The sequence below is a fragment of the Avibacterium sp. 21-599 genome (assembly GCF_026226765.1).
In the GTDB taxonomy this organism is placed as follows: Bacteria; Pseudomonadota; Gammaproteobacteria; order Enterobacterales; family Pasteurellaceae; genus Avibacterium.
Map to the genome: position 1 here is coordinate 301,289 of NZ_JAKKOB010000002.1, position 11,212 is coordinate 312,500.

Genomic DNA, 11,212 nt, shown 5'->3' on the forward strand with positions numbered 1-11,212 from the left:
AGATGAGTAAGCCAACCTTAACAATTAGCCATTTCCCACAATGGAAACGCCAAGGCGAGCTAATCAAACAAGCTAACCGTAAATGCTTTGAGAATTTCCCTGATAATTTCCACCATAAAATTCAAATGAAAAAGGAAAGCCAAGCTCTGCTAGAGGGGCTTGCACAAGGGCGAGAATTGCTACTTGAGCTAATTAATAATCAAGAACTGAACACCACTCAGCAAGCGAAGAATAAAGCCTTTAAGCGTTCAACCAAGTTTTTAATTGGGCTTCTAATGACCGTAGTGGCGGACGTGGAAAAGCTAGAAATAGAACGAATGGAAAGCGAGAAATTGGCGGAGGGCAACAAATGAAAAAATTCATTAAAAACGCACCGCACTTAAAAGAGCCGTGGAATAAACACGCCTTTGAATTGCTTGTTTTGGTTGGTTCTCGTGCTTGGCAAGCGTGGGGCAATGGAGTAGGCATAGAATGGCGTAATATCGCTGATGGTTTGCAAATTTCACCTTTTAAAACTGCTGGGGGAGAAATCCCCCGCTATGAGCAAAAGCCCGTGATTTTAGGGGATAATCAGTTAGCAGAGCTGGCTAATTGGCATATCGCGACCGATGAACAGCATTCAATAAAACTCATTCAATGTGGTGAACTTTCTCAAGAAAAAATCACCGCACTTTGCTTACACCTTGCCACCACCACAAAAGCCGAAATTGTGGAGCTGGTGGACGGTGTAACCCTTTCCCAAATCGAAAATTTAAGCGGTTATATTCAACGCCTGAGAGAACAAGGCGAAGAAGCAGAAACCGCGAAAATTATCGCACAGGCAAGCGAGAGCAAGGGGGAAAGCATAAAGCCGAATAATCTATCACCTTACATAGAAAAACGCACAGAGAGCGGAAAAACGGGCTTATATCGCATTATCCCGAAACTTGACAAAGACACGGGCGAGATTATCGAGCGTGTGCAATGGCTTTCTGATGTGGTGGACGTGGTTGGCATTGGACGCAGTGAAAGCGAAAGTTATTTAGTGTTGCAATGGCAATTAGAAAACAGTCAAGAGAAAGTAACCGAGGCTTTGCCCCTTGGTGATATTGGCGAAAGGGAGGGCTGGCGGACGTTAAAAAACCGTGGCTTGAAAGTTACCTCTAATGCAACACTTAAAAACGAATTAGCGGATTATTTACAAACCACGGGCGACCGTAAACTATGGACGATTACCAACGCCACAGGCTGGCAGAATGGCGCGTATTTATTGCCAAATGGTGAAGTTATTGGTGAGCCTGATAGCCCCGTGTTATTCCGTTCACAATCTGCAGGCTTTGTAGGCTACCAAGTCAAAGGCACATTAGAGAGCTGGCAAAATGAAATCGGGCAATATGCAAAGGGTAATGCTTCAATGATGTTGGGTGTAGCTTGTGCCTTATCTGCACCGCTTATTCATTTACTGGAGGCGGATAGCTTTGGAGTGCATTTATTCGGTGGATCAACCAGTGGGAAAACCACCACCGCCAATATTGCCGCCAGCATTTACGGACACCCCGAAATTACCAGAGTGAGCTGGAACGCTACCGCATTAGGCTTAAGCAACGAAGCAGCCGCACGCAATGACGGCTTTTTAGTGATGGACGAAATAGGACAAGGGGCAAATAAAAAACACGCTGAGCAAACCGCCTACACGCTTTTTAATGGCATTGGTAAAGTGCAAGGTGCAAAAGACGGAGGCAATAGAGAAGTGAACCGCTGGCGCATTATGGCGTTCTCCACGGGTGAAATTGACCTAGAGGGCTATTTATCCCAAGCGGGCATAAAAACCAACGCGGGGCAGTTGGTGCGCTTATTGAATATTCCTATCACATCTGCCACACAATTCCACCACTTCAAAGACGGTAAAAGCCACGCAGACCACTTAAACCAAGCCAGTAAAAAGCATTATGGGGCAATTGGTCGGGAGTGGATAACGTGGCTTATTTCTAATCAAGGTGATTTAGTAAACATTTATCAACAGATTAAAAATAAATGGCTGGCACGCTTACCACAAGACGCAAGCCCACAAGTGCAACGGGTAGCAAGTCGTTTTGCTGTGCTAGAAACGGCACTCACCCTTTCAAGCCATTTAACACTATGGGCGGTGGTGGAAAGTGCTGAAGCATTATTACACTGTTTTAATGAATGGGTAAATGTGTATGGCTTGCATAGCCGTGAAGAAATGCAAGTGATAGAACAAGTGAGCGGCTGGCTACTGGCTAATGCAGAGGGGCGGTTTATTCATTATCCTTTGAATGTTCATCAACCAACCATTCATAACATTGCAGGTTATCGAATGACATTAACTGAAAATAACGACATTGAGCATTTTTACCTTTACCCGATGGCGTTTGAGGAAGCCATAAATGGCAACCCGAAAGAACAAGCCTGTCAAATATTGCTAGATAAAGGGATATTGAAGAAAGGCAATGAAAAGGGCTATAAGTATATGACCAAGCTACCGCATAAAATCGACCCTAAGCGCACAAGGTGCTATTTGCTTTATCCTGTTATTGAGCTTGAGAACAGCAAGGAAGAGACATAACCAACGGCATAACGTCCACCACAATAAAACGCTCAGCAATGGGCGTTTTTTATTGCTTGCTTGTGGTGGTGGAAATCATTGATAATGACGCAAAAGGGAGCAAAGAGAAGCAACCAGCGAGAAGAAAATCGCCTTGCTTTTGTTTTTTGTTTATGTAGAATATGTCGCAATCGTGGGCTGGCCAATGGTTAAAAAGTGATCTTATTCACTTGTTTAATTACGCCAGCCCCTTGTCTTTGTAAGAGTTTAAAAATCTAGAATATGGAATAGAAAAGGAAATCCAATAAAAGTTTTAGATAACCCCTATTTTAATGAATTAAGCCTAGATTCTAATTCAAAGAAGAGATTATTTTCAAAAATAGCCGTAATGTGGTACTTAATCAGCCAAACTAGCAAAAACTACAAATGGTTAGATCACCTATCTTCACTTATTCTAGAAGATTTTCCAAGCGTTCCAAATGCAAAACTTACTTCAATGGGGATAATTGGCGATCCTGAAGATATTCTTCAACAGCTAAAACAGTTGGCACAGCAACATAATTAGCAGAAACATAAACCAACAATCTCTAAGATGTTAAGAATTTTATCACCGTTTGAGAGTTTGATTTTTTGTGTTATTGCCATCGATTGTTTTTTTGTTTGTTTTTGTTATTTTTGTGTTATTTATGCTACATTTAATTTTGCCAAAATTAGCGAAAATAGCGATTTACTAAAATAGAGTAGTTCAAAAATCAACCAAAATAGCCCTTTTGTCCTAAAATTGTCCTAAATTGTCCTATTTTGTCCTATACCAATAGGACAATTTTTGCGACTTAACTTATTGTAATTTAAAGAATTGTCCTATTGTCCTAATTGTCCTATGATTTTTTGCTAATATATAAAAAAAATTTTTTTGCGTGAAATTTTACCAAATTAAAAAAATGAAAAATTTTATGTTTTATGCTACATAATTTATTGTGGTGGAAATGCAGATTTTACAGAGGCAATAAAAAGAGAAAACATAGCTATATAGGAATAATTAACATCAAGCGAAAGCGCATTAGCTGAAGCTGAAAATGCGCCCATTCTACGTCCGTAATAATTGTATAAAAAACGGTCTAATTTATAAGTGACTTTGGATAATTGTACCAAGAATTGTACCAAGATTTAGGGTTTCTAATGTAAATTTTGTTATATATTAATATGTTATAGTTGCAATTCAACTCCCATTATCTCCGCCACTTCTTTTTGATCTCTTCTATTTTGGTATCCCTCTTAGTAATGGTATTTCGCGAAAAGGGGCGACGGATGTCGGGGCTGGTGTTGCATTAAAGAGCATAATGAATGGTTTTTGTGGGACGATTTTTTCACCACGCCATAGACTGCCTATATTCACTAATTGAATATCTTGAGGTAAATGACGTAAACCATTTTGTAATACTGCAATCGTATTTTTTCTAGGATGTCCAATAACGATGGCGGTACCTTGCTTACGGGCATAATTAATGGCTTGTTGAAATTGGCGTTGAACGTCGTTAAATTCATCGCTATCATCAAGGAAAATATGGCGATCGAGTGCTTTTATGCCGTATTGTTTTGCGGTTTTACTTGCGACAGAATGCCCAATAGTGCGGCTATCTAGAAAAAAGAGATGCTGCTCTTTTAATACCGTCATTAATTTATTCATTAAATCACTATCAGCAGTAGCTGCACTCCCCATATGATTATTCAATCCAATAGCTGAAGAAATAACTTGTTTCGCATTTTGTACTCTTTCTCGAACTGCCTGCTGTGTCATTCCAAGTGTCAAACCACCAGATTCAATCTTATGATTCCCCATAGGTTGCATGGGCAAATGAATAAGCACATCTCGCCCTTGTTGCATTGCTTGTTGATTACGTTGTTTGGCATAGGGGGCGGAAGGAATGATCGCCACGGAGATTTCTTTAGGCATTGTGTAAATGGCGGCATCTTCTTTAGGGCGATAACCCACATCATCAATAACAATGGCAAGGCGAGATTGGCTGATCGAAATTGTGGGGAAGAGGCTCAAGCAAAGTGCGGTAGAAAAAATCAGTAAATTTTTAACCGCACTTTGTTTTTTGGTGATTTGCTTTTGGTAAGTTCTCTTCATTATCGCAACCAACCTGTTGGATTTACTGCAACACCTTTGCGGCGAATTTCAAAATAAAGCCCTGATCTTGATTGTCCCCCAGAACTCCCCACTTCTGCAATTTTTTGTCCAGCATTAACAAATTGCCCTTCTTTAACAGAAACAGAGCGATTATAACCATATAAACTTAAATCGTTTTCACCGTGTTTGATAATAACCATTAAGCCATAACCTTGTAACCAACTAGCTAAAATAACTCGTCCATCAGCAATAGCTCGAACTGAACTACCTGCATTTGCCCCGATCACAATCCCTTTCCATTTTAATTCTCCCATTTGGGTTGAACCAAAACGGTTGAGAATTTTGCCTGATACGGGATATTGATATTGCCTTTGTGGTTTACCCAACCCTGAATTGCTTGCCATAAGCTGTTTTTCTTGGGCAGTTGGCGTGTAAGGCTTTTGGTTTTTTTGTTCTTCTTGGCGAGTTTTCTGTGCTAACGCTTCACGTTCTTGTTTTTCTTGCTCACGCGCTTGTTGTTCTGCGCGTTGGATTTGTTGGCGTAAGGCATTTTCGTTTTCTTTTAAGCTATCTAATTTATTTTGATCTTTGGCTAAACGCTTATTCAGCTGATTGAGCGTAGATTGGCGTTCGCGCTGCACTTTTTGCAAACTCTGTTGTTGTTTTTTCTGTGCATTCAGCTGATTTTGTTGTTCTTGCTGTTGAGTTTGAATATTGGCTTTTTCTTTCTTGAGCTGTTCTTGCGTTTGTTTGAGATCTTCAATGTAGGCAAGACGAGCTTGGTTCATATGCTCATAATAGGCTTTCATTCGCTCTGCTTTTTGAGCATCTTCTGAAAAGAGTTTCTCTAGCACCGAAGGGTTAATGCCTGAGCGGTACATTGCATCGATCTGCTTAGCCAGTTTTTCTTTTTGGCTTTTTTCTTGTTTTTCTAAGTGTTTGATTTGTTTATCGGTATCCGCGATCATTTGGCGAATGGCTTTTAGATCTGATTCCGTTTGGCGAAGTTGTCCAACCACGCCATTAATTTGCAATTCCTGATTTTTAAGGGTGGATTGCAATTTGTCTTGTTCACGTTTTTGTTCAGCAATTTTCTGTTCTTGCTGTTTGATCTGTTTTTGAATCGCAGACAGATCCGCGCCCTGCACAGCGAAAGGTAGGGTGCAGGCAAAAAAGAAAAGTGCGGTGCGTTTTTTCAACGTTTTTTCTCTCATTAATAAAATTGGTGTATTGCCCTAATGGCTAAAAATGTGCATAACTATACCATTATTTGAGCAAGGCGCTAAATGTTCGCGGGAAAAATTTTGAGTAAATCAGAAAATCACGGTTTGGAGAAAAATCAGAATGCGGTAAATCCTTGCGAAAGATCAGGAAAGTAATGCTTTTTCCTTTTAAAAAGCTGAAATTTTTGCTATAAAGTGGCGTAGTATTTTTCATTAACATTAGGAGATTTTCTATGGAATTAGTATTTATTCGTCACGGTTTTAGTGAATGGAATGCGAAAAATTTATTCACTGGCTGGCGTGATGTTAATTTAACGGAACGTGGTGTAGAAGAAGCGAAAGCGGCAGGGAAAAAATTATTAGATGCAGGCTATGAGTTTGACATCGCGTTTACCTCTGTACTTACTCGAGCAATTAAAACCTGTAATATTGTGTTGGAAGAGTCTCACCAGCTTTGGATCCCGCAAGTGAAAAGTTGGCGTTTAAATGAGCGTCATTATGGCGAATTACAAGGCTTAGATAAAAAAGCAACGGCAGAAAAATATGGTGATGAGCAGGTGCATATTTGGCGTCGTTCTTACGATACATTACCACCATTACTAGATCCAAATGATCCAAATTCAGCCCATAATGATCGCCGTTACGCAAATTTACCGCCTGATGTGATCCCTGATGGCGAAAACTTAAAAGTAACCTTAGAGCGCGTTTTACCGTTCTGGGAAGATCAAATTGCCCCAGCGTTATTATCAGGAAAACGTGTATTAGTCACCGCTCACGGTAACTCATTGCGCGCCTTAGCCAAACACATTATCGGCATTTCTGATGAAGATATTATGGATTTTGAAATCCCAACAGGTCAGCCATTAGTGCTAAAACTTGACGATAAATTAAATTTTGTAGATAAATTCTATCTATAATCCCGTTAAAAAAGAAAGGTGCGAATGTCCGCACCTTTTTATTTTGTTCTGATTTTCTTCGTTATTGCCCTTTCTGCACCCAATATCTAAACGGGGGGCTTTCTGTTTCGCTTTTGAGTAAACGATGATCCATAAATTGACAGAAACTGGGAATATCCCTTGTGGTAGCAGGATCATCAGCCAGAATAAGTAGCACTTCCCCCGCTTGCATATGGCGAATTTGCTTGCGTACTAGCATTACTGGTTCAGGACAGCGTAGCCCTTGGGTATCTAACTGTTGATGAATATTAATTTCGTTCATTGTTTATTTAGTTGAAGTGATTTTGTGCGTATAATACCGCTCAATTAAATATTGGTCAAAATTAGTCTGGATTATGGAATATTTAATTCCGCAAAGTGCGGTGGTTTTTGAAGAAGAAATTAAGAAAAGCCGTTTTATCACGTATCTCAAACATACAGAAAGTTTAGCACAAGCGAAAGCGTTTTGGCAGGAAATTCGTACTCAGCACCCAAATGCCCGCCATCATTGTTGGGCGGCGGTCGCGGGTAAACCGTCAGATACCCAAAGTTTAGGCTTTTCCGATGATGGCGAACCCGCAGGCACAGCTGGTAAGCCAATGTTAAATGCGTTGCTGGGTAGCCAAATTGGTGAAGTCAGTGCCGTTGTGGTGCGCTATTATGGTGGGATTTTGCTGGGGACAGGAGGCTTGGTGCGTGCTTATGGCAACGGCGTGCAACAAGCCTTGCAATTGCTTGAAACCACAATGAAAGTGGAGCGAGAACATTTTCGGTTGACCTGTGAGTATGACCAAATCAACTGGCTGCAACACTTGTGTGTGCAGCAAGAGGTGTTGATTGAATCGCAAGATTTCCAAGAAAAAGTCCATTTTGTATTGGCAATCCGTCCTGATAGACAGGCTGAGTTTGAACGAGAATTAACGGAACGTTCTGCCGGTCAGCTAACAATCCTCGCAATAAAATAAGAGAGAACATTGTGCATATATTATCTATTTTTCGAATTATCGGCATTTTGGTGATGTGTTTTTCTGCCACAATGCTTGTGCCGGCATTTGTGGCACTAATTTATGGTGATGGGGGAGGAAAAGCGTTTATGCAAGCCTTCATTGCTAGCTTTTCTTTTGGCACGCTGTTGTGGTGGAGCTGTCATCAACATAAACAGGAATTGCGTGCCAGAGAAGGTTTTTTAATCGTCGTGGTATTCTGGGTGCTGTTGAGTTTATTGGCGGTGATTCCATTCTTGTTATTTGATGAAGTGCATATGGATTTTGCAGATACGGTATTCGAGGCATTTTCTGCCCTGACGACGACAGGCGCAACGGTAATGTCTGGGCTAGATAACTTGCCGAAATCCATTTTATTTTATCGCCAGTTTTTACAATGGCTAGGGGGAATGGGGCTGATTGTATTGGTTGTTGCCGTTGTACCTATTTTAGGGATTGGAGGAAGCCAGCTTTATCGCATTGAATCTTCAGGCCCACTGAAAGATCAGAAAAATTTGCCGAGAATTGCAGAAGTTGCAAAACTATTATGGATTTTATATTGCGTGCTTACGGTTGTATGTATTCTTGCTTATTGGTGGGCAGGAATGTCAATGTTTGACGCGATTTCCCATAGTTTTTCTACGGTTTCTAATGGTGGAATGTCCACTCACGATGCCAATTTAGGGTATTTTAATGATTCCAAAATTTATTTTTTAGCCGCATTTTTTATGCTTGTCGCAGGTTGTAATTTTGGCTTGCACATTACGGCTTTAACACATATGAAACACCAAAGTATATGGAAAACCTATTGGCACGATCCTGAGTTTCGTTTTTTTTGTTTCGTTCAAGGATTCTTTATTCTCGTGCTATCTCTAGGGCTTTATCTTTCTTACGATAACCTTTCGTTGATTGATGCCTTTGCCCAAGGGAGTGCGCAATCTGCGTCTATGGCAATGACGTCAGGCTATACGTTATTTGATTTCAATCAATTGCCACCATTTCTAGGAATGATGCTTGTCTTTGCGGGGTTATTAGGGGGCTGTGCCGGCTCAACCTCGGGAGGGCTTAAAATGATCCGTGTCTTAGTTGTCTGGTTGCAGTTTAAACGAGAACTGAAATCGTTAGTTCATCCAAGCCTTGTTGTGCCAGTTAAACTCGGTGATAACTTGTTATCTATGCAGGTTATTGAACGGATCTGGGCGTTTTTAATTGCCTTTTTCCTTACATTTTGGCTATGCGTCTTTGCGGCTATCTTATGCGGAATGGAAGCATTTGATTCCATTGGGGCTGTTTTTGCCGCCATTACAAATTCGGGACCGGGGCTAGGTATCATCAGTACAAGCTTTGCCGGTGTGCCAGATAGTGCAAAATATGTCTTTTCCTTTGCAATGGCGGCAGGGCGTTTGGAAATTTTTTCACTCTTAGTGCTATTCAGTCCTGCTTTTTGGAGAACTTGATGAAAACTTTGATTTTGTATTCTAGCTGTGATGGGCAAACGCAGAAAATCGCCCAATTTATGGCAGAAAAATTAATCGCCGAAGTGCGTAGCATTAGTGATAACGTGCCTGACTTAGCGGAATTTGATCGCATTATCATCGGTGCGTCAATCCGTTACGGACATTTTAACAAATTGCTTTATCAATTTATCGAAAAAAACACCGCACTTTTAAATCGCAAACAAACGGCATTTTTTGGCGTGAATTTAACTGCGCGTAAAGCCGGCAAGGATACGCCAGAAACGAATTCATATGTCAAAAAATTTTTGCAACGTATCCACTGGAACCCCACTTTATGCGCGGTATTTGCGGGGGCGTTATTGTATCCCCGTTATGGCTGGTTCGACCGAATGATGATCCGCTTTATTATGAGAATTACGGGCGGCGAAACGGACACCAGTAAAGAAATTGAATATACCGATTGGCAAAAAGTGGACGAATTTGCCGAACAGCTGAAGCAACTTAATTAGCCAACAGAAAGTGAGGTGGAAAAATTAACAAAATTTCCACCGCACTTGCACAAGTCGCGTTGAAGTGGATTTTGCACCCCAGCATTAACGTGATATAAAAGATAGACTAACTCTGAACAAGACTTCCATCTTCTCGTTTCCTTTTTCACTTTTCTGCAAGAACATTTTTCTCATCTTACATCTATCATATGTTGCTATTAGAACGTCATTGTATAGTGCATAACTAAAATAACCTTTATTGAATTAAAATTCATTATTTTTAAATATTAATTTAAAAATATGGGTTTTATCACTTGACAATTTTGATGAATTATTACAAATTTAACGCCGTTAAAGTAAGTTTTGATAGGGGTTGATTGCTTGCTTTATAAATTAGAAATTTAATAACTAAAACTCAATAAGGAATAATTATGCAAATTAATCGTCGTCGTATGCTACAACTTACCGCTGCGGGTGTTGCTGCAGGCTTTTTTCACCACAAAGTCGTTGCTGAAACACAAGCCATTACAACGCAGACAACATTTACGCTACCTAGCGCTGAACACCCTCTGCTATTAAACTTTAATGAAAATTCTTTGGGAATGAGCCAGTCTGCACGTCAGGCGATTATTAATCATCTCAATTTATCCAATCGTTATCCGGACAGTGAACGTGAAGGTTTGATTGAGGATATTGCCAAGCGTTTTAATCTTAATACGGAAAATATAGGGTTAGGTAATGGTTCTTCTGAAGCGATTGAAGCGGTGATTGCAGGTTGGATTCAGCAAGCGAATGAGAAAAAGCAAGCTGTACAAGTGATTGCACCCGATCCAACATTTGGGATTTATGAAGATTATGCCGCTGCACGCAATGTGCCGGTGGTGAAAGTTCCACTAAAAGAGGATCTCTCATTTGATCTTAAAGCAATCCGTGCTGCTGCGGATCAATTTGATGGTATGAGCATTATTTATCTTTGTAACCCAAATAATCCAACTGCATTATTGACGCCAAATAGCCAGTTGGCGCCTTGGTTAGATAATATTCCAGCGAATCATCGTTTGTTGATTGATGAGGCTTATGCAGAATATGCCGAAGGTGATCCGCAATTCACTAGTGCGATGGAATGGGTGCGTAAAGGAACTGAACATTTAGCTGTAACGAGAACATTTTCTAAATTATACGCATTAGCAGGCTTGCGGATTGGCTATATGGTGGCAGCGAAATCAGAAATGGATTATTTACGTCAATTCTTAAGCGCCGATAACACTAACTTAACCGCTGCAGTGGCTGCACGTGCGACATTAGCAGATAACGCATTTTTACAAGAAAGCCGTCGTGTTACAGATGAATCTCGTCGTATGGTGATGAAAGCGCTTGATGAATTAGGGCTTACTTATATACCAAGTAGTGCAAATTTCATTTTTCACAGTATCAAAGGTGATAGTGT

At 40.5% G+C, this 11,212-nt stretch carries 11 protein-coding genes (1 of these 11 only partly in view); 8 read left to right on the top strand and 3 right to left on the bottom strand.

What is annotated here, in order from left to right:
* Positions 1-2 precede the first annotated feature (2 nt).
* The 3 genes from L5B83_RS11340 to L5B83_RS11350 all read left to right on the top strand — a co-directional run bounded on the left by L5B83_RS11340 (position 3) and on the right by L5B83_RS11350 (position 3,110).
* The gene (locus tag L5B83_RS11340; RefSeq protein ID WP_265778601.1) at positions 3-353 is read left to right on the top strand and encodes a hypothetical protein; all 351 of its coding nucleotides are present in this window, start codon (positions 3-5) and stop codon (positions 351-353) included.
* Positions 350-2,566, top strand: coding sequence for a DUF927 domain-containing protein (locus tag L5B83_RS11345; protein ID WP_265778602.1), 2,217 nt, complete (start codon positions 350-352; stop codon positions 2,564-2,566). Before L5B83_RS11340 ends, L5B83_RS11345 begins: the two co-directional genes overlap by 4 nt.
* Before the next feature lie 367 nt (positions 2,567-2,933).
* Positions 2,934-3,110 carry a hypothetical protein gene (locus tag L5B83_RS11350; protein ID WP_265778603.1) on the top strand — a complete coding sequence of 59 codons (177 nt, stop codon included), beginning with the start codon at positions 2,934-2,936 and terminating at the stop codon, positions 3,108-3,110.
* Positions 3,111-3,803: 693 nt separating this feature from the next.
* Here L5B83_RS11350 and L5B83_RS11355 read toward each other — a convergent pair.
* Positions 3,804-4,679, bottom strand: a complete 876-nt coding sequence (locus L5B83_RS11355; RefSeq protein ID WP_265778604.1) for a divergent polysaccharide deacetylase family protein — start codon at positions 4,677-4,679, stop codon at positions 3,804-3,806.
* Entirely contained in the window at positions 4,679-5,893 is a 1,215-nt protein-coding gene (envC, locus tag L5B83_RS11360) for a murein hydrolase activator EnvC (RefSeq protein ID WP_442780645.1), read from the bottom strand. The genes L5B83_RS11355 and envC overlap by 1 nt, the downstream gene beginning before the upstream one ends.
* Before the next feature lie 242 nt (positions 5,894-6,135).
* On the opposite strand from envC, the gene L5B83_RS11365 reads away from it, so the two are divergent.
* The gene (locus L5B83_RS11365) at positions 6,136-6,819 is read left to right on the top strand and encodes a 2,3-diphosphoglycerate-dependent phosphoglycerate mutase (protein WP_250351463.1); all 684 of its coding nucleotides are present in this window, start codon (positions 6,136-6,138) and stop codon (positions 6,817-6,819) included.
* Between the two features lie 61 nt (positions 6,820-6,880).
* Here the strand turns inward: L5B83_RS11365 and tusA are convergent, their stop codons facing one another.
* Positions 6,881-7,120, bottom strand: a complete 240-nt coding sequence (gene tusA, locus L5B83_RS11370) for a sulfurtransferase TusA (protein ID WP_250351464.1) — start codon at positions 7,118-7,120, stop codon at positions 6,881-6,883.
* A 70-nt stretch (positions 7,121-7,190) separates the two neighbouring features.
* Between tusA and L5B83_RS11375 the strand changes: the two genes are divergently transcribed.
* From L5B83_RS11375 to L5B83_RS11390, 4 genes are all read left to right on the top strand, one after another.
* A complete protein-coding gene (locus L5B83_RS11375; RefSeq protein ID WP_265762982.1) occupies positions 7,191-7,802 on the top strand; it encodes a YigZ family protein in 612 nt (203 codons plus the stop codon).
* An 11-nt stretch (positions 7,803-7,813) separates the two neighbouring features.
* Positions 7,814-9,277, top strand: coding sequence for a TrkH family potassium uptake protein (locus L5B83_RS11380; protein WP_250351465.1), 1,464 nt, complete (start codon positions 7,814-7,816; stop codon positions 9,275-9,277).
* Positions 9,277-9,786, top strand: coding sequence for a menaquinone-dependent protoporphyrinogen IX dehydrogenase (hemG, locus tag L5B83_RS11385; protein WP_265778605.1), 510 nt, complete (start codon positions 9,277-9,279; stop codon positions 9,784-9,786). Before L5B83_RS11380 ends, hemG begins: the two co-directional genes overlap by 1 nt.
* Before the next feature lie 410 nt (positions 9,787-10,196).
* Positions 10,197-11,212: the 5' portion of a pyridoxal phosphate-dependent aminotransferase gene (locus L5B83_RS11390; protein ID WP_265778606.1), read on the top strand. It continues 154 nt past the right edge of the window; the window shows 1,016 of its 1,170 coding nt (coding positions 1-1,016); it begins with the start codon at positions 10,197-10,199; its stop codon lies off the right edge, out of view.

What these genes read in the sequence shown, in the direction of transcription:
- envC (WP_442780645.1), bottom strand. Translation starts at nt 5,893, where the DNA reads ATGAGAGAAAAAACGTTGAAAAAACGCACCGCACTTTTCTTTTTTGCC.
- hemG (WP_265778605.1), top strand. Translation starts at nt 9,277, where the DNA reads ATGAAAACTTTGATTTTGTATTCTAGCTGTGATGGGCAAACGCAGAAA.
- L5B83_RS11355 (WP_265778604.1), bottom strand. Translation starts at nt 4,679, where the DNA reads ATGAAGAGAACTTACCAAAAGCAAATCACCAAAAAACAAAGTGCGGTT.
- tusA (WP_250351464.1), bottom strand. Translation starts at nt 7,120, where the DNA reads ATGAACGAAATTAATATTCATCAACAGTTAGATACCCAAGGGCTACGC.
- L5B83_RS11340 (WP_265778601.1), top strand. Translation starts at nt 3, where the DNA reads ATGAGTAAGCCAACCTTAACAATTAGCCATTTCCCACAATGGAAACGC.
- L5B83_RS11345 (WP_265778602.1), top strand. Translation starts at nt 350, where the DNA reads ATGAAAAAATTCATTAAAAACGCACCGCACTTAAAAGAGCCGTGGAAT.
- L5B83_RS11365 (WP_250351463.1), top strand. Translation starts at nt 6,136, where the DNA reads ATGGAATTAGTATTTATTCGTCACGGTTTTAGTGAATGGAATGCGAAA.
- L5B83_RS11350 (WP_265778603.1), top strand. Translation starts at nt 2,934, where the DNA reads ATGTGGTACTTAATCAGCCAAACTAGCAAAAACTACAAATGGTTAGAT.